We start from the raw sequence: 16,401 nt of genomic DNA, 5'->3' as shown, positions 1-16,401 counted from the left end.
GCCGCACATTACGGCGTTATGTTTACAAGGAAATTCGGCGTATGTTTAAAAAGCTATTTATATTATCGATATTGGTGTCATTATTCGTTTGTCAAAGTACCAATAATTCGAGTGGAGATAATGTAAATATTTACGGAGTTATATTTGCAGTTAAAGTAGATAAAGACGGTAAATTATCAAATCTACGCTTTTCAAAAGCAACTAACCCAATAAAAAATATCGATATTAATTTTCAGCCACCTTCTAACTATGTTAAAAAAGTGGAAGCTAAATTAGCTAAGCGCCAATTCGAAGTACCTAAAGATGGTGCGGATTTAAATAAAGAATCATTTATCCCATGTTTCTACGTTAAATCAAATCCATCTGACATAAAGTGCTACGGTGATGAGTAAACATAACAAGAAAATAAACAAGGACTTAAAACAGTTGGCTTTTGCTCCTTCGTCGCTTATTTTAGCCAACAATATTTAGCCCATTAATGGGGCGTTATATGCCTAAGAGAGTTATGTGAATATTGCTATTTTTGTAGTTTCATTTGTGGTCTATGTTTGGCTCTGCTTGAGTATCGTAAAGTTCCATAAACATTTAGCAGATAAACTTAAACTGGTTAATCGTCGTAGTTTGTTAAACGTGTTTAGCCAATATATTTGGTTTCTGTTGTTTATCGTTACCTACATCCCATTTAGTATATTCTTCCCTGCATGGTTAAATGGAAATCTTGGCATTGTGCAAGAGTCCCCAAATGTAACAGCTATTTTCATTTTGTTGGGATGTTTAACGCTAGCAATTACTATGTGGCTAGGTTATAAAAAAACTAAGCAGGCGAATTGGTAATCGGCATATAACAAAGTAAATTAAAAAGTGCGGACAAAAACTAGTTGGCTTTGTTCGTACCTCACAAATTTTAGCCAACTAATTTTTACCGTTTATTTGTGGCGTTAGTGCTCTATGAGAGGAAATAGTTTGAATATACGAAAAGCAGAGTTACGAGATTTGTCATTTTTAGTCGAGTTCACTTCCGAAGAAGCTCGTGAAGCTGAGAATGCTGTCAAGATACCCGAAACTCTAAAGCGTGGTATAGAAGTCGCACTTTGTGACCGAGATGTTGCAAGTTATTGGGTTATGACTGATGAAAATGATATTCCGATAGGTAGTGTTTCCTCGATAAGAGAATGGAGTGATTGGAATGCTGGCTATTATTGGTGGATTCAAAGCATGTACCTAAGACCCGAGTATAGAGGCAAAGGTTTAATGAGCGAGTTGATCACATGTGTAGAGTCAGAAATGTATCGCGAAGGCGGTTTAGAGCTGAGGCTATACGTACATAAAGACAATGCTGTTGCCAAGCGAGCTTACGAAAAGTCGGGTTTTTCTTTGTCTGATTATCAGATTATGGCCCTGGGTAAAGAGCATTAACAAACAATTGAAGCAGACCCTCAACGCTCGGCGATTTTGGTTTGCGTTAATGTTGGAGTTGCCGCGTAAAAACCAAATGGGGTCAAATCTTGACTTCAAACATCAAACTCATGTGGCAACCTTATAAGCGGCTTTTAAAATGCTGGTAGCTTATAAGCTAATTAATCTCTAAGTTAAATTTAAAATAAAAGGATTTTTTATGAAAGGTATTAAACGTATTTGGTTTTGGTTTACGCTTGTTGTGTGCCCATTATTAATTATTTTAGGTGTGGCTACCTTTGCACAGTTATTTGGGCAGTACATGTATTCTCAGCAATTTAGTTTCTCGTCACTATCAAGCTTTCAAATTGCGTTTATGGGGGGCGGAATTTGTGCGTTTTCTGTATTTTTAAACACATTAAAAGAAGCAAAAATACGCTTTTTTGTAAAATGAGTTAGTTAATAGGGAAAATAAGGCTTGCTTGGTTTTAAACCTTTTTTAAAACGGGTGTAAAATTAACAGTTATTAAATGGACGATTTAAGGATGAACAAAGGATTATTAAAATCGTGGAATGACGAGAAAGGTTTTGGCTTTATCAAATCAACTACACTGCAACACGATACCTTTATACACATATCATCGCTCAAACACATGAGCCGTAAACCTAAAGTGGACGACATTATTTACTTTGAGGTAGCGACTGATCCCAACGGTAAAACTAAAGCTGTAAATTGCCGTATTGAGGGCGTATTAGCACAACCACACATAAACACTTCAACAAGGCCGGTTAGAATAAGCAAAACCGCACGTAAAAACTCACCATTAATGAAGCTTATAACACTTGGTATTATTTTTGGTATTGGTTTTAGTGTTTATAAAACCGGTTTTTTAAATACCAAGCAAACACCTGTAGTGACTAATGCTAACTTAGAGTCATTTATGCCCGCGGGTTCAAGCTCACTTAATAAAACACAGCAAGCATTTCGTTGTGATGGCCGCCAACATTGTAGCCAAATGACCTCCTATGCAGAGGCGTTATTTTTTATTCAACATTGCCCCAATACCAAAATGGACGGGGATAAAGATGGCAAGCCCTGTGAACGGCAGTTTGGAAATAAGTAGTTTTTATATAGGGGTTATCGATAAAACAGTAATTTGGTTAAACCTGTTAAATGGAATACGATTTTTGATAATACTGCTATAAATAGCTGGTGGAATAAAGGCACGATAAGGTGCTTTACGTTAAGCTATATTGGATTAACTGTTAAACACCATGGAGGATGTTATGTTTAAAGTAATAATTGGATGTGCTGTTATATTTTCGTTTGTTTGTATGTTACTCGCCGCCGCACCTTTTACGCCTGCGATATCAGGATCATTTATTATGCTGTTATTTGCAGGAGCTATTGGATACAAGGGCTATCTGCAATCAAGCTTAATACTGCTGTTAATTAATACGTTGGCAGTTATTGGCAGCCCAGCTATAAATATAGAAAACACAGAAACATTACTGTTTTTGCCAATATTATTTTTAATCTCATTTGGTGGTGTTTTAGTAGGCGTAAGAAAGTTAACTATAAAACACGTTTTGTAGACGAGAGTTTTTTCATGTTTGATAGTTAACCTATAAGTTGACGCAACTTTTATCTCCCTAAGTGAAAAAAGCCTTAAAATCGATTTTCACAAAGAGAAACTCAAGAGGGGGAGTACGAAAGAATATAACTTCCACGTTTTTATTTCCTCTAAAAGCAAAGCGTCTCTTAGTACTCCTTGTGTATAAAGCCTTTATGTTTAAACCTAATGTGATATTAAATAGTTGTTATAAACTTAGAATCAAAGCGCTTCAAAAATGGCTGCAATGCCTTGCCCGCCACCAATACACATTGTGACTAGCCCATATTTGCCTTGAATTCGTTTGAGTTCGTACAAGCATTTGGTGGTTAGTATGGCGCCCGTTGCGCCAACAGGGTGGCCTAATGCAATGGCGCCGCCATTCGGGTTTACCTTATGCGCAGGAAAGTTTAACTCGTTTGCAACGCACAGAGCTTGTACTGCAAAGGCCTCGTTAGACTCAATTACATCCATATCGTCAATGGTTAAGCCGGTTTTTTCAAATACCTGTTGTACTGCAGGAATAGGGCCGATACCCATTAAAGTAGGATCAACGCCTGCTCTAGCATAACCCACTAAACGAGCGAGCGGTTTTAAGCCTTGCTCATTCGCTTTTTGCTCAGACATGAGTACTAACATGGCCGCACCATCGTTTATACCGGATGAGCTTGCTGCGGTAACGGTGCCATCTTTTTTAAAGTAGGGCTTTAAGGTGGCAAGTTTTTCGGCTGTGGTATCGGCGCGAACGTGTTCGTCGGTGTCAAAAATGTGCGTCCCTTTTCGCGACTTGATTTCTAAAGGTACTATTTGCTGTTTAAAATGGCCTGCAGCAATTGCTTTTGCGGCTTTTTGGTGGCTTTTTGCTGCGTACTCGTCTTGCTGCTGACGGCTAATTGAATATTTTTCTGCGATGTTTTCAGCAGTTATTCCCATCGGGTTATTATCCCATGGGTCTTGTAAGGTCGTGGTGAGCTCATCGACCATAGTGCTATTGCCCATTTTTTGCCCCCAGCGATTACTTTCGAGAGTATAGGCAGAGCTACTCATGCTTTCAGCTCCGCCAGCAAGGGCTGCATCTACATCACCTAATTGAATTTGTTGTGCCGCTTGTATAATGGCTTCAAGGCCAGAGCCACATAAGCGATTAAGCGTTACAGCGTGGCTGCTTATAGGCAACCCAGCATCGAGACCAATGACTCTTGAAAGGTATGCGTCTTTAGGGCCGTTATGAATAACTTTGCCCACAACACATGAACCTACTTGGTTAGGAGAAACTTTAGACCGATTTAGGGCTTCTTTTGCGCACAAAGTGCCAAGCTCAGCCGGGCTAAAATTTTTGAGGCTGCCACCAAAGCTGCCGATAGCGGTACGAACCGCACTGAGTATTACTACGCTGTTGTTTGTATTTTGTGCCATTGTTGTTCTCTTATTATTTTTATAATCATTTTGTGCTGGTGTATGTTTAATAGACTAATGTGATTAATAGTTTTATTAATGCATCAAAGCATAATTTCTTAATAAACTAAAGGCGAGGTTGGTTCAGCTGTATATGTATTTTAATAAAGGGAATAGTAAAGTAGGTGAGTAGTAATAATATTTTTGTTTAAATTTATGAAATAGGGCTCTCATTATGAGAGCCCACAGGTGTTTATAAATCAATCATTTCAATATTAACAACGACATTTTTAAAACCCGCATCTTCAAACTCTTTTTTTAACTTTTCAGCACTTGAGTACTCACTAGATGAAACACTTCGCTTACTTCTTTGGTTAGTGACAAGTGGGGTTTCGTCACCAAAGTAAACACTGCCCGCAAATTGGCTTTGTGCATAAAAGTGGCCTGTTAGGGTTGTTTTTTTAGGTCTTAAAACATGGCTTAAATAGTATTGCATTGTTGATAAGCTTGTTTGTTGTATCATCCAAGGCCAATCCCATTTTTTATTCTCACCTGGTATATAGCGGTGTTCCCATTGATACTCAATGCTTTTATCTTGGCCTGCCCAACGGCCAATTACAAAATTAGCAGTGTCGTTAGGTCTGTTTTCTGGGTGGGTTAATAAAGCATTGCCTCCCCATCGCATAAAGCCATTTATAGATAGATCATAGGTAATATCAGCATCGAATGCATAAGGATATGATATTGATGATTTAAACAAATCGACCTTTGCATTAAGCTGTGTGTATGCTGGTACATTGGTTCTTGCCTGTACAACTACTCGCTCAGCTTCTGAGCCGCCATTACTTGTTCCCCATGCTTGCTCCGCTGCGATTGTGACTGATAACGAAGTGTCTGATCCGCCAGTAACAGAGGGAGACTTCCATGTATTAGATAATGTAACAGACTCAGAAATACTGTAATCATTGGTTTTAGACCAGTTGGTTGCCGCATCGTATTCAATTGTAACCACTGACATTTGAGCTGCTGACGTGTCATTCACTGCAGGGACTGTTAACGTTTTTATTAGTTCTTTGTCGGCAGCAACAATATCACCTGTTATTTTATATGACTCGTTATCCATCACATATTGAAAGTTAGATACGGTAATAGCTGACTTTTCATCACATCGATAACCATCACAACTGCCACCATTGTAACCTTGTATTTTCCACCCTGAGCCCGTTTTGGTTACCTCCATGTCATCACCCACATAGCTAGAGCGATTTCCACCAACCCACGCAAATCCCATTGTATGGGCAAGGTATGAAAGGGGTTTTATAAACCCCTCTTTTTGATTCACTAAGTCCCATTCAATTTGGCTTTGACTGCCTGGCGATACTTTTACGGGACTTAATGTAGGGATCTCATTAATAGGATCGTTAGGGTAGCACCAAGAATTTACAGCAGTCCCTTGTTTTATTTCACCTGCGTAGCCAGAACCCATAATAACCCAGCCATTAGCTAATCCCGTTATTTGCCACTTACCCATTTTGTTAGTAAGTTCATTTCTGTAGGTTTGCGCTTCAGCCTTTGTAATTAGTCTATTATCAGCTGAGCAAACTCCAGCACCTAAGCTTTCATTTTTAAGTTGATCTGGATAAATTGCAGTTGTATTAGCACTTACAAAACTTGTATGCGACAACAGCAATAGGGGTAATATTTTTTTCATTAAGTTACATCCTTTAAAATTATATTTAAATGAGGTCCTAATTAAATAATCTAATTTTGGACCGATTTTGATTCTAAAGAACTCGCTTTATTTTTATAGAGTGTTATATGAAAGTTGATTTTTCAAAAATATTAGTTGCTTAAGCATTACAAAAATTAATTAAATTATTAATGCTGCGGTAGCTACATTTTGATTCCTTTGAGAGAGTGCTCTAAAAAATCAATTAAATAGCGTGTGCTTTTTGGAATTAATTTATCAGGCCATATCAGGTTTACATCTCGCTTTATGGGTTTGAATTGCGTTAATACTTCAACCAAGCTTTCGTCTTTTATATGCGGTAATAAACAATATTTAGGGCCATAATATACACCTCTTCCTTCAATAGCAGCTAAGGCACACATTTCTATATCGTTAGAAATAAAGTTAGGTTGAGGTTTAAAAATTACCTGTTCATTTTTATTTGTTTTAAAGGACCAGTTTTCGAATGGCGAGCACGATATGTGGGGTAGTTTAGCTAAATCGTCAAAATTACTTGGTATGCCATATTGCTCAATTAAACTCGATGAACAAGCTAAAACAAAACTCATTTGGTTAATCACTTTACATATATTTTGTGAGCTATCTAGTTTTCCAATTCTAATGGCTAAATCAAACTCGGTGGCTTTTAAATCAAGGCGTTCATCCGATAGCATCATATGAATTTTAATATTTGGATAAAGTAATGTGAATTGATTTATAATGCCTGAGAAGTACACACTCTTTATAAAGTTTTGCGGCGCTATTAGTTTAATTTTACTCACTTTATTTTCACTGAAATTCTTAAAATTGCACAGCGTAGTTTGTAAACCTTCTACATGGGCTAGGCAGTGGCTATAAAAACTCTTTCCAGGTTCTGTTAATCGCAAACTTCCTTTTTCACGATAAAACAACGCTAACGATAAGTCTTCTTCAAGTTTTTTTATTTTTCTTTGTAAAGTGGGTAAAGGAATATTTAACTTTACTGACGCTTCATTAAATGTTTTGTAATGATTTACTTTTATAAAAAGCGCGATGATATCAAGCAAGGTAAATCTCCCGTATAAATTTAAGACATGAAATTGTATTTAGTACTTAATAATTAGTTAAAGTTATAAAACTAATTATTTAATTAAAGTACTCATTAGTCCCTTTTGTGGCAACAAAAAATTTACCTTTGTATTAGAACATTTAATAAATTATTGTGAGCGAAGGTGTACTTACTTGAGGTATTAGTAATTAAAGATTCTGCAAATAACGCGTTTTTGAAAATAAAACTCAATAGAAACAATGCGTAACATTTTACGATACGTTTTAGTAGACAAACAATAAACGAGTATTTACGCTAGACACACTTTTTTGGGAATAATCATGATGCATAGGATCTGATTACCTAAATGGGATTTGCCACGATAAATCAACAGAACTGAAGGTATTAAAGATGAATGTGTTTATAAAATGGTTGATTATAGCTGCATTAATTATTGCTGCTATTGGCTGTTATTCTTATGGTAGCACTACTGGCTTATTTATTTTTATTATTGCGGGCTTTGTTTTTGAAATGGCATTTTGGTTTCAGGTGTTTCCTATAAAAAAGAAATCATCATGATAGGAAGCCTATTTAACCGTCTTAAAAAATGAATTGTTTAAGTGGGCTTGCAGCTTTGAGCATAGAATAAATAATTAGTCTGCTATTACTTTGCTTAAATATTAGAAAGACTGCAATTTTTGCAGCCTTTTGGTTTATAAACTCAGTGGGTAACTCGATCGCCCCAAATGTCTTCTAGGCGACTATCACGGCCACAACGCCAGCGATAGGTGTTATAACGAATAGGATTATTTTTGTAGTAATCTTGGTGATAACTTTCATCGCCCTTTATAGGGTAAAAGGTTTTAGCATCGAGAATAGGGGTTACTACCGTTTGCTCAGGAAATTCGTTAACTACTGCTTGTTTAGATTGCTTAGCTAATTGTCGCTGTTGCTCATTAGCAACAAAAATCGCACTACGGTAGCTTGGGCCTTTATCACAAAACTGACCTTTTGCGTCAAAAGGATCAATATTCACCCAGTAATGGTTTAAAATATCTTGATAGCTTAATACATTAGTGTTGTAGGTAACCAGCACAGCTTCGTAGTGGCCTTGGTGATTACCATTGTAGGTTGGATTTTTAAGTTCACCACCAGTAAACCCTGAGATCACATCGGTTACACCTTCGAGTTTTTCAAAGTCACTTTCCATACACCAAAAACAGCCACCGGCTAAAATAGCTTGTTCGGTTTTAGCGTATGTTAATGAGCTAAACAAAATCCCCATAGAGGTCAATACTAGCGCTAATGTGTGTTTCATAAAAATGTTCACCTTTAGTTATGTATAAATACTTGTATAGTAAGACCCGCTAACTTTAAAAACTCTTTCATTACAAAGTTGCTTAAGGGTTTGAACTCACTTTATATAAAACGGATGCGAGATATGAAAAGTTTAATGACGAATGATCATTTGCATGATGAATTATTAATCATTTTACAAAACAACTTTGCTCCCTCAGGGTATAAACTACCAAACGCTGATGAGTTGATACCTCATAATCAAAATGCCCAATACCATGGCTATGCATTTACTTTAAACCAAAAACGTATAATTTACAGAAAAGCTAAAGTTACACCCGACAGACCTGGCGCTTTTTTAGCACTATGGAAACGCCCAGCGGATTTGAGTAATTTTAAACCAATTCCATTTGCCAATGAGTTTGACTATTTATTAGTAGCTGTTTCAAGTGATGGATTAACCACTATTAATAACCAAGTAGCAAATATACAAAAAGGTTTCTTTTTATTTCCGATTGAATTGTTAGTTAAAAAAGGCATCGTCACAGGTAGAAACTATAAAGGTAAAACGGCTTTTAGAGTATTTCCGCCTTGGAGCGAAAGTAGGGCATTAAAAGGGATTGGCGCATTTAGTAACTCTGCTAAAGTTACTCAGCGTTGGCAATGCGATTATTTTTTAAATCAGAACCAACATGGCTTAGTTGATTTAATTAAGTTAAACAATATTTTAGCTAACGCTGTTTAAATTTGAATTATTAAGTCACTTTACGAGCATTGTTTTATATAGGGTTGTTTACTAAAGTGAAATTATAACCTTATGTAAATTTGAAAGAGGAAATCATGAACCAGTTAACTGAAAAGTCAATCAGTTGTCCTTACTGCGGCGAAACCATAGAAGTATTAATTGATGTGGCTGATATTGATGAGCAATACATAGAAGATTGTCAAGTATGCTGTAAGCCCATTACGTTTGTGGTGTTTGATGATGAAGACGAGCTTGGCGTAAATGTGTATAGCGAAGATGATGCGTTTTGAAGGAATCAACAAGGCGAATGACATTACAACCACTTAATAATACGCATATTATCGAGCTAATGAGTTGGTTTAATGATCAACATGACATAACTTAATGGGCTGGCCCTTACTTTAGGTACCCATTTACGGCGCAGACTTTTATTGAAAACTTAAACCTTGATGTCTCGACTTCTTTTGTATTGGTTGGACAACAAAACGTATTACTCGCTTTTGGGCAATATTATCAACAAAAAAACAAATGTCATTTGGCGCGTTTAATAGTAAACCCTATACGAAGGGGGGAGGGAATTGCAGCCACCCTAATTAAAGCATTATGTAAACATGGGCAATTAAACTTAAATGTTAATGATTGCTCATTGTTTATTTATAAATACAACCGAGCAGCAGTATCGGCTTATAAAAAGCTAGGCTTTAAAGTTGCTGCTAATACCCCAGAAAATCATGACTTAAGCCCATTACCAGAAAACTGTGTACATATGGTTAAGTGATAAATTTTGTTTAATTTAGCTATTTTGCTGTTCACGCGCTAATTGGTTAGGCAACAACTGCTCTACAATTTCTCTCGCTGGTAAGGTGTAACGTACACCATCAAACATAACCGACGTAAACTCGTTAATATTAGTAATGCCGGTAAGGGTCCAACCTTCACCACGTTTTGGGCAGTAAACAGTAGTAGTTGGTTGTATTACTTTAAAATTGTCACTCATAGTTTATCTCAATTAATGCTTGTGAATACGGTATGGTAAGTTAATAATGACGCTCTATAAAGTGCTATTTAAAGCGCGTTTACTTTATTTGGCGTAGGCATGTTTAAAACTATAAAATTACCCCGCGTTACCTTACGTTTAATTACCCACAAACACGGCGCAGCTCTATTAACAATTTTAAATAATCCACTCGTTTATGAGTTTAACGATTATAAAACCCCGCTAAATAAACAGCATATTAAACAATTAATTCAAGATGATATAAGCGGATATTACGAAGGTGAAGTGATTCGACTCGCTATTGAACATAATATGAGTGGCAAACTACTGGGTACATGTGGCTTATATAAAATATGTAAACAAACCAAAAGTGCTTATTTGGGCTTCGAACTCGATCCTTTTTATTGGCAGCAAGGTTTAATGCAAGAAGTGCTGCGCGGTTTTATGAGCCAGATACCGAGTGTATTAAAGATAGAGCAATTATATGCTGAAATTCACGGACATAACGTTCGTAGTTATAATTTACTGACTAAGCTTGGGTTTGTGTTAAACGAGCAATTAAACAATGGTATTTGGCATAAGCAATTAACTAAAATGGGTGACGCATGAGAATAAAAAAAGCGATTATTTTAAATGTGTTGCTTGCTGTTAGTGTATTTGGGGTTACAACAATTGGGTTTAGTTATTACAAAAATGATGTATCAGATTTTGTTGATGTAACCCTAGATTCAAAGGTGCTTAATGAGTCTCGTAAGGTATTTATAAGGTTCCCCGATGATTTTGATAAAAATAAAGCGTATCCACTTATTATAAAAACAGATGGTAATTTTAATTTAGCTAATTGGGATAAAGCGCTAAAAGCATTAAATCCTGAAAGTATATTAAATGAGGCTATTTTAGTTGCTATACCTAATCAGTTTTTTACTGATACCCGAAATCGTGATCTTGTACCACCTTATGCAAGGAAGGACGTAAATACAAATCCTCGACCTAAACATGAAACTTCGCCAGAAATTTTTGGTAAAGCTGATTTGTTTTTAGCTTTTATAGAGCAAGAGCTACTTACTTATTTAGAGGCTAACTACAGGTTAACTGAAAACCGTATATTAACGGGATTTTCGGCAGGGGGCAGTTTTACTTTATATACGCTGCATACCAAACCATCGCTATTTAATGGTTACTTTGCATTTAGCCCTGCGGCTTGGTATGACGATATGACCGTAGTAAATCATCTTAATAGCTTTTTACAAGTTAAAACACAGAGCTACTATAGACCCGCCTTATTATATTTTACTGTTGGCGGGGCTGAGCATAAATTAATGCTTGAGGCGTATAATAACTTGGAGCAAAGTTTAGTAAGCCATACTAGTAACTGGTTAGTGTGGGGCAGTAAAGTAAACCCTGATGCAAAGCATAATGATAATCCAGCATTGAGTATTACGGGGGCTTTAATGGCCTATGATGAATTTATTAATTAATAATATTGTTAAACTTTAATTAAGAGTAGTACTAGCAAAACGGCTTAACTGTATATATGTACAGTTAAGCCGTTTTGCTATAAATTATTTTATGGTGTAAATGGCTGGTGGATGTAAAGTAACACATGTAAGAACACATCATACTTAATTGTGTTTAAATGTAATCTTAGCAATGGCGTAATACAAATTATCAATTTAGTCATAAGTGGAGTGGTGGGTTTATAACGCTTATTGAGTTTGGCTATCTGGGTCGTTAAATAAAGAACTTAAATAACAAAAAAGGTTGGCGGTGCTTTATTTATATCAGCACCGGTCTATACGTTTAGGACTTAATTACAAAAGCGCTATTTTATTACTTAACTGTCTAAGCATATTTTCAGCATTTGGTAAGGGATCGTTTAACCCATCTATTAAGGTCATAAAATAACAGTCCATCATTACGCTTGCTTTTGTTTCATCAAACTTCGGTTGTTCACTAAAAAGCAGTTGTTTAAACTCATCCATCTGCGCTTTAAAAAAAGACGTTCTCCAAATGATGTCGCTAATTAATAGCTTACTAAATTCACTATTTTCACAATAAAAAGAATAAAGCGGATGAGCGTAATGACGTAACTTTAAGCGAGGGGAGTGCTGCGTATCTAACTGCTTTGCTTGGTTAATAATAACGGCTATTTGTTGTTGCATACCGGCCATCAATAAATCAATTTTATTTTCAAAATGACTAAACACTGTACCTACAGCAACATTGGCTGCAACCGCTATTTCTCTTGTTGATGTGTGATCGTAACCTTGCAGCAAAAATAATTCCCATGCTGAAGCTAAAATTTTATCGCGTGTCTTTTCTTTTTTACTCATTATATTTCAATGCTTTACTTGTTTGTTAAATAAAAGGGCTAAATCATTATTTGATTAATTGAGCGTGCTCAATTAATATTGTGAGCACGCTCATTTTTATAAGGATGTTACATGAAGTTTATCAAACGTGTTATTGGTTATGTACTTTTTATTCCACTAATTTATTTTTATTCTTATTTGCTAGGGCCAATATTAAAAGCAGTTTTAGTCCCAGGAGGGGTTGCTTTTTTATGGCTTATTCTAGGGCCAACAGAGGGAACGCGTGCGTTAAAAAAAGCATTTAAGAAAAAATAGCTCAAGCTTCAACTAAACAAATCGAAAAAAGCCCTGCTATTTTGCAGGGCTTTAAGTTTAGCTTTGTGATTTTAAGCTTGAAAGCTCAACTGATATTAAAGAACGTATCTAAAACCAAAAGCAATACCGTCATCTTCAGATTGCTCCATTAGCGCTTGCTGCTGTTTATTATTACTTTCAAAATCACCAAAGTCTTTACGTGCTTCTACATAAAGTTGTGTGTCTTGGTCAATTAAGTAATGCACACCAATAACTGCAAACTGACGCTTAAATACATCGTTAGGATCGGCATTAAAGTTTGGTTGAATTACGTAGTCATCACCTGCATCAAATAAGTTATAGGCAATGAATGGTCTAAAATCGTTATCAAAGCGATACGACACAAATGTTTCAATACCAATCGCATCTTTAATTAAACGACCTATGTTATCTGTATCGTGGTTTTCGTTTTTGTTGATATTAGCGGCTACATACAAGCCTGGCGCATCAATATTGCCCCAAATAACACCTGCACCATAAATTAAATCGTCAACAGAGCGGGTTGTTCCGTCGCCATACGTTAATTCAAACTCGCCGCGGTTAATACCCGCGGTCAGTTTTAGCTTATCAGTCACGTTATAGGTTACTGCACCGCCAAACGTATAGTTAAATTCAACTTGTTGTGCAGCAGCATCTCCAGACTCAAAATTTGCTTGGCATTGTGATTCTGTAATATTACTTACATCACAAGTATAAAAAGCGCTATTTTTTAACTGAGTTTGAACACTAAAGTCAAAGTCGTTGTAGCTATTACGGTATTGCAGTGTTTTATCACCACGACCAGTACCATTTACTGCACCATCGTCTTTGTTGTAAGTGTAAACACCGGCAGCGTTACCATCCCATACATAGCTGTAGTTTGTAGCATACACAACATCAAACCACGCACCCCATTGTTTACCAATCGTAATTTGGCCGTATTTATCGTGTTTAAGTCCTGCATAACCTAAACGATTATATAAAAACTCATCTTGAATAGATTCAAAACGGTTGTTGTATACAATATCGCTACTGCCAACAGGGTTGACACCCCATTCAACTAAAGCCATTGCTTCCCAGCCGTTTTTTAGTTGGCGTTTAAAATCAAAATTAATTCGTGAGGCACCATTGACGATTTCGTTTTGACCTTGAGTATTTATCACTCGCGCATCAATATATCCGCCTACTGCGACTGTATTTTTTTCATCCTTAAACACTTCTACTGCTGAAACACTTGGAGCAGCTAAAATACCCGCAATTGCTAGCGATACTAATTTTCTTTTCATTGTGTGTGCCTTGCCTAAATTAAAGACGTTTTTATAATTACTAAATTCGAAGTCGTGCAGACTAGCAAAGCAATAAAAGGCTCAAAAGTGAAAAATTATCAATCACAATTAGCATAAAACACGCAGCTTGTTCATTTTAAGTTAATGCTGTTTTTATTTTGTAGCCGTATAAACTGCCATTTAATTTTGTAATAAGACATTAGGCTTAAATGTAGGAGAGGGTGTGTTGAATTTTTTTCATAGTTGCACCTATCGGCATGGGTAGAGCTAAAACTCTAATACTATAAAAAACGTTAATATAGCCGTATTAATTGTTAATAAAAGTAAAATGCGACCAAGTCGCCTGTAAACGCGATTAAATAATTTATAAAGGGTTTTATGCTAGTTGTTTTTTTATTAAACATTTTTTTACTGCATCAACAGTACAATAATGAGTTTTACTCACCTTTTCAGCACATTTACTCGCCCAGTACTTTGGCTATTTAATTGCTTTTATAGTTAATAAACAGCCACCGTTTACTTTGAGTTTGGTGCTATAAACTTTCATAGAAAAAAACGGTGATTTGGTTTAAACTGCGCGCAATTTAAATACTTCAGTCTCCCTTGGAGGGTAGCGCTATTATTAGTACAGCTAACATCACCATGCAATTTGGTGCTAAACCGTTATTTGAAAATATCTCAGCTAAATTTGGCGAATCAAACCGTTATGGTTTAATTGGTGCTAATGGTTGCGGTAAGTCGACCTTTATGAAAATCCTTAGTGGTGAATTAGAACCATCTTCGGGTAACGTAAGTACTGATCCAAATGAGCGCGTTGCTAAACTAAACCAAGATCAATTCGCCTACGAAGAATATTCTGTTATTGATACCGTGATTATGGGTCATAAAGAATTGTGGGATATCAAACAAGAACGTGACCGTATATATAGCCTACCTGAAATGAGTGAAGAAGACGGCATGAAAGTAGCCGATCTTGAAACTGAATTTGCTGAAATGGACGGTTACTCGGCTGAATCTAAAGCGGGTGAGTTACTATTAGGTGTGGGTATTGCTACAGAGCAGCACTACGGACCTATGTCAGAAATTGCACCAGGTTTTAAACTTCGTGTGCTTCTAGCTCAAGTGTTGTTTTCAGACCCTGATATCATGCTGCTCGATGAGCCTACCAATAACTTGGACATTTATACAATTAAGTGGCTTGAAGATGTATTGAATCAACGTGACTGTACCATGATCATCATCTCGCATGACCGTCACTTTTTAAATTCGGTATGTACGCACATGGCCGATATTGACTACGGTGAACTACGTATTTACCCGGGTAACTACGATGAATACATGTTTGCAGCTACTCAAGCACGCGAACGTTTATTAAGTGAAAACGCCAAAAAGAAAAGCCAAATAGCAGAGCTTCAACAATTTGTATCGCGCTTTTCTGCCAACGCATCAAAGGCAAAGCAAGCCACTTCACGTGCAAAACGAATTGATAAAATTCAATTAGACGAAGTAAAAGCGTCGTCACGTCAAACACCTTTTATTCGTTTTGAACAAGAAAAGCAGTTATTTCGTAACGCACTAGAAATGACTAGCTTATCTCAAGGTTTTGAAGAAACTTTATTCTCAGGCCTTGAGGGTTTGGTTGAAGTAGGTGAACGCATTGCTATTATTGGTGAAAATGGTGTGGGTAAAACAACATTATTAAACACTTTAGCAGGACGTTTAGCGCCTAAAAGCGGTGAGTTTAAATGGTCTGAAAATGCAAACATTGGCTACTATGCACAAGATCATGCTGATGAGTTTGAAAAAGACATGAATTTGTTTGAGTGGATGGAGCAATGGCAACAAGAGGGCGACGATGAGCAAGTAGTGCGTAGCTTCTTGGGTCGTATGTTGTTTTCACAAAACGATATAAAAAAATCAGTAAAAGTAATATCTGGTGGTGAGCAAGGTCGTATGCTGTTTGGTAAAATCATGATGCATAAACCAAATATCTTATTAATGGATGAGCCAACCAACCACATGGATATGGAATCAATTGAAGCGCTTAACTTAGCACTTGAAGCGTATGAAGGTACCTTGATGTTTGTGTCACACGACCGTCAGTTTGTATCATCAGTTGCCACCCGTATTTGGGAAATTAAAGACGGTAAAGTTATCGACTTTAGAGGTAACTACTCAGAATATTTAGCGAGTAAAGAAGCTTAATTGCTGATTGTTTCGCTGTTTAAAAAAAGCCATGTTTAACATGGCTTTTTTATTGCCTGCTGGTCGCA

The 16,401-nt window shown here is 36.5% G+C and carries 21 protein-coding genes; 14 read left to right on the top strand and 7 right to left on the bottom strand.

What is annotated here, in order from left to right:
* Positions 1 to 41: 41 nt before the first annotated feature.
* The 6 genes from AAGD16_RS07825 to AAGD16_RS07800 all read left to right on the top strand — a co-directional run bounded on the left by AAGD16_RS07825 (position 42) and on the right by AAGD16_RS07800 (position 2,991).
* Complete coding sequence (locus AAGD16_RS07825) at positions 42 to 392, top strand: hypothetical protein (protein WP_377111122.1); 351 nt, start codon at positions 42 to 44, stop codon at positions 390 to 392.
* A gap of 115 nt (positions 393 to 507) precedes the next feature.
* Positions 508 to 834 carry a hypothetical protein gene (locus AAGD16_RS07820; RefSeq protein ID WP_377111120.1) on the top strand — a complete coding sequence of 109 codons (327 nt, stop codon included), beginning with the start codon at positions 508 to 510 and terminating at the stop codon, positions 832 to 834.
* A 129-nt stretch (positions 835 to 963) separates the two neighbouring features.
* Positions 964 to 1,416: a GNAT family N-acetyltransferase gene (locus AAGD16_RS07815; protein ID WP_273179913.1), complete on the top strand. Its 453-nt coding sequence runs from the start codon at positions 964 to 966 to the stop codon at positions 1,414 to 1,416.
* Between the two features lie 199 nt (positions 1,417 to 1,615).
* Entirely contained in the window at positions 1,616 to 1,849 is a 234-nt protein-coding gene (locus AAGD16_RS07810) for a hypothetical protein (protein ID WP_290190995.1), read from the top strand.
* Positions 1,850 to 1,940: 91 nt separating this feature from the next.
* Positions 1,941 to 2,519, top strand: a complete 579-nt coding sequence (locus AAGD16_RS07805) for an excalibur calcium-binding domain-containing protein (protein ID WP_377114804.1) — start codon at positions 1,941 to 1,943, stop codon at positions 2,517 to 2,519.
* Positions 2,520 to 2,682: 163 nt separating this feature from the next.
* Positions 2,683 to 2,991, top strand: coding sequence for a DUF6419 family natural product biosynthesis protein (locus AAGD16_RS07800; RefSeq protein WP_377111118.1), 309 nt, complete (start codon positions 2,683 to 2,685; stop codon positions 2,989 to 2,991).
* A gap of 239 nt (positions 2,992 to 3,230) precedes the next feature.
* Here the strand turns inward: AAGD16_RS07800 and AAGD16_RS07795 are convergent, their stop codons facing one another.
* The 3 genes from AAGD16_RS07795 to AAGD16_RS07785 form a co-directional block, all read right to left on the bottom strand.
* Positions 3,231 to 4,424, bottom strand: a complete 1,194-nt coding sequence (locus AAGD16_RS07795; RefSeq protein ID WP_377111116.1) for an acetyl-CoA C-acyltransferase family protein — start codon at positions 4,422 to 4,424, stop codon at positions 3,231 to 3,233.
* 232 nt (positions 4,425 to 4,656) lie between these two features.
* Positions 4,657 to 6,114 (bottom strand): aerolysin family beta-barrel pore-forming toxin, encoded by a 1,458-nt coding sequence (locus tag AAGD16_RS07790; protein ID WP_377111114.1) that lies wholly within the window; start codon positions 6,112 to 6,114, stop codon positions 4,657 to 4,659.
* 182 nt (positions 6,115 to 6,296) lie between these two features.
* A complete protein-coding gene (locus AAGD16_RS07785; protein ID WP_377111112.1) occupies positions 6,297 to 7,178 on the bottom strand; it encodes a LysR family transcriptional regulator in 882 nt (293 codons plus the stop codon).
* A gap of 392 nt (positions 7,179 to 7,570) precedes the next feature.
* Between AAGD16_RS07785 and AAGD16_RS07780 the strand changes: the two genes are divergently transcribed.
* A complete protein-coding gene (locus tag AAGD16_RS07780; protein WP_377111110.1) occupies positions 7,571 to 7,738 on the top strand; it encodes a hypothetical protein in 168 nt (55 codons plus the stop codon).
* 142 nt (positions 7,739 to 7,880) lie between these two features.
* On the opposite strand, the gene msrA is transcribed toward AAGD16_RS07780, so the two are convergent.
* A complete protein-coding gene (msrA, locus tag AAGD16_RS07775) occupies positions 7,881 to 8,477 on the bottom strand; it encodes a peptide-methionine (S)-S-oxide reductase MsrA (RefSeq protein ID WP_090492574.1) in 597 nt (198 codons plus the stop codon).
* Between the two features lie 123 nt (positions 8,478 to 8,600).
* Between msrA and AAGD16_RS07770 the strand changes: the two genes are divergently transcribed.
* From AAGD16_RS07770 to AAGD16_RS07760, 3 genes are all read left to right on the top strand, one after another.
* Complete coding sequence (locus AAGD16_RS07770; protein ID WP_058154625.1) at positions 8,601 to 9,200, top strand: MepB family protein; 600 nt, start codon at positions 8,601 to 8,603, stop codon at positions 9,198 to 9,200.
* A gap of 95 nt (positions 9,201 to 9,295) precedes the next feature.
* Entirely contained in the window at positions 9,296 to 9,490 is a 195-nt protein-coding gene (locus AAGD16_RS07765) for a CPXCG motif-containing cysteine-rich protein (protein WP_013464956.1), read from the top strand.
* A gap of 140 nt (positions 9,491 to 9,630) precedes the next feature.
* A complete protein-coding gene (locus AAGD16_RS07760; protein ID WP_083494654.1) occupies positions 9,631 to 9,978 on the top strand; it encodes a GNAT family N-acetyltransferase in 348 nt (115 codons plus the stop codon).
* Positions 9,979 to 9,993: 15 nt separating this feature from the next.
* On the opposite strand, the gene AAGD16_RS07755 is transcribed toward AAGD16_RS07760, so the two are convergent.
* The gene (locus AAGD16_RS07755) at positions 9,994 to 10,197 is read right to left on the bottom strand and encodes a hypothetical protein (protein WP_013464954.1); all 204 of its coding nucleotides are present in this window, start codon (positions 10,195 to 10,197) and stop codon (positions 9,994 to 9,996) included.
* 99 nt (positions 10,198 to 10,296) lie between these two features.
* Here AAGD16_RS07755 and AAGD16_RS07750 point away from each other — a divergent pair, with 99 nt between their 5' ends.
* A complete protein-coding gene (locus AAGD16_RS07750; RefSeq protein WP_377111107.1) occupies positions 10,297 to 10,806 on the top strand; it encodes a GNAT family N-acetyltransferase in 510 nt (169 codons plus the stop codon).
* The gene (locus AAGD16_RS07745) at positions 10,803 to 11,675 is read left to right on the top strand and encodes an alpha/beta hydrolase (protein WP_377111105.1); all 873 of its coding nucleotides are present in this window, start codon (positions 10,803 to 10,805) and stop codon (positions 11,673 to 11,675) included. The genes AAGD16_RS07750 and AAGD16_RS07745 overlap by 4 nt, the downstream gene beginning before the upstream one ends.
* Before the next feature lie 333 nt (positions 11,676 to 12,008).
* On the opposite strand, the gene AAGD16_RS07740 is transcribed toward AAGD16_RS07745, so the two are convergent.
* Positions 12,009 to 12,530 (bottom strand): TetR/AcrR family transcriptional regulator, encoded by a 522-nt coding sequence (locus AAGD16_RS07740; RefSeq protein ID WP_028835232.1) that lies wholly within the window; start codon positions 12,528 to 12,530, stop codon positions 12,009 to 12,011.
* A 111-nt stretch (positions 12,531 to 12,641) separates the two neighbouring features.
* Between AAGD16_RS07740 and AAGD16_RS07735 the strand changes: the two genes are divergently transcribed.
* Positions 12,642 to 12,824 (top strand): hypothetical protein, encoded by a 183-nt coding sequence (locus AAGD16_RS07735; RefSeq protein ID WP_024602491.1) that lies wholly within the window; start codon positions 12,642 to 12,644, stop codon positions 12,822 to 12,824.
* A gap of 95 nt (positions 12,825 to 12,919) precedes the next feature.
* Here the strand turns inward: AAGD16_RS07735 and AAGD16_RS07730 are convergent, their stop codons facing one another.
* The gene (locus AAGD16_RS07730; protein WP_028835233.1) at positions 12,920 to 14,128 is read right to left on the bottom strand and encodes a porin; all 1,209 of its coding nucleotides are present in this window, start codon (positions 14,126 to 14,128) and stop codon (positions 12,920 to 12,922) included.
* 618 nt (positions 14,129 to 14,746) lie between these two features.
* Here AAGD16_RS07730 and AAGD16_RS07725 point away from each other — a divergent pair.
* Positions 14,747 to 16,333 carry an ABC-F family ATPase gene (locus tag AAGD16_RS07725; RefSeq protein ID WP_076916071.1) on the top strand — a complete coding sequence of 529 codons (1,587 nt, stop codon included), beginning with the start codon at positions 14,747 to 14,749 and terminating at the stop codon, positions 16,331 to 16,333.
* The last annotated feature ends 68 nt before the right edge of the window (positions 16,334 to 16,401 follow it).

It is taken from the genome of Pseudoalteromonas sp. M58, from assembly GCF_042604605.1.
In the GTDB taxonomy this organism is placed as follows: Bacteria; Pseudomonadota; Gammaproteobacteria; order Enterobacterales; family Alteromonadaceae; genus Pseudoalteromonas; species Pseudoalteromonas tetraodonis.
The sequence above is the reverse complement of the archived record's forward strand: the minus strand, read 5'-3'. Positions and strand labels throughout refer to the sequence as shown.

Coding starts and splice junctions, on each gene's coding strand:
- AAGD16_RS07825 (WP_377111122.1), top strand. CDS start 42: ATGTTTAAAAAGCTATTTATATTATCGATATTGGTGTCATTATTCGTT.
- AAGD16_RS07810 (WP_290190995.1), top strand. CDS start 1,616: ATGAAAGGTATTAAACGTATTTGGTTTTGGTTTACGCTTGTTGTGTGC.
- AAGD16_RS07805 (WP_377114804.1), top strand. CDS start 1,941: ATGAACAAAGGATTATTAAAATCGTGGAATGACGAGAAAGGTTTTGGC.
- AAGD16_RS07800 (WP_377111118.1), top strand. CDS start 2,683: ATGTTTAAAGTAATAATTGGATGTGCTGTTATATTTTCGTTTGTTTGT.
- AAGD16_RS07795 (WP_377111116.1), bottom strand. CDS start 4,424: ATGGCACAAAATACAAACAACAGCGTAGTAATACTCAGTGCGGTTCGT.
- AAGD16_RS07790 (WP_377111114.1), bottom strand. CDS start 6,114: ATGAAAAAAATATTACCCCTATTGCTGTTGTCGCATACAAGTTTTGTA.
- AAGD16_RS07780 (WP_377111110.1), top strand. CDS start 7,571: ATGAATGTGTTTATAAAATGGTTGATTATAGCTGCATTAATTATTGCT.
- msrA (WP_090492574.1), bottom strand. CDS start 8,477: ATGAAACACACATTAGCGCTAGTATTGACCTCTATGGGGATTTTGTTT.
- AAGD16_RS07770 (WP_058154625.1), top strand. CDS start 8,601: ATGAAAAGTTTAATGACGAATGATCATTTGCATGATGAATTATTAATC.
- AAGD16_RS07765 (WP_013464956.1), top strand. CDS start 9,296: ATGAACCAGTTAACTGAAAAGTCAATCAGTTGTCCTTACTGCGGCGAA.
- AAGD16_RS07755 (WP_013464954.1), bottom strand. CDS start 10,197: ATGAGTGACAATTTTAAAGTAATACAACCAACTACTACTGTTTACTGC.
- AAGD16_RS07750 (WP_377111107.1), top strand. CDS start 10,297: ATGTTTAAAACTATAAAATTACCCCGCGTTACCTTACGTTTAATTACC.
- AAGD16_RS07745 (WP_377111105.1), top strand. CDS start 10,803: ATGAGAATAAAAAAAGCGATTATTTTAAATGTGTTGCTTGCTGTTAGT.
- AAGD16_RS07740 (WP_028835232.1), bottom strand. CDS start 12,530: ATGAGTAAAAAAGAAAAGACACGCGATAAAATTTTAGCTTCAGCATGG.
- AAGD16_RS07735 (WP_024602491.1), top strand. CDS start 12,642: ATGAAGTTTATCAAACGTGTTATTGGTTATGTACTTTTTATTCCACTA.
- AAGD16_RS07730 (WP_028835233.1), bottom strand. CDS start 14,128: ATGAAAAGAAAATTAGTATCGCTAGCAATTGCGGGTATTTTAGCTGCT.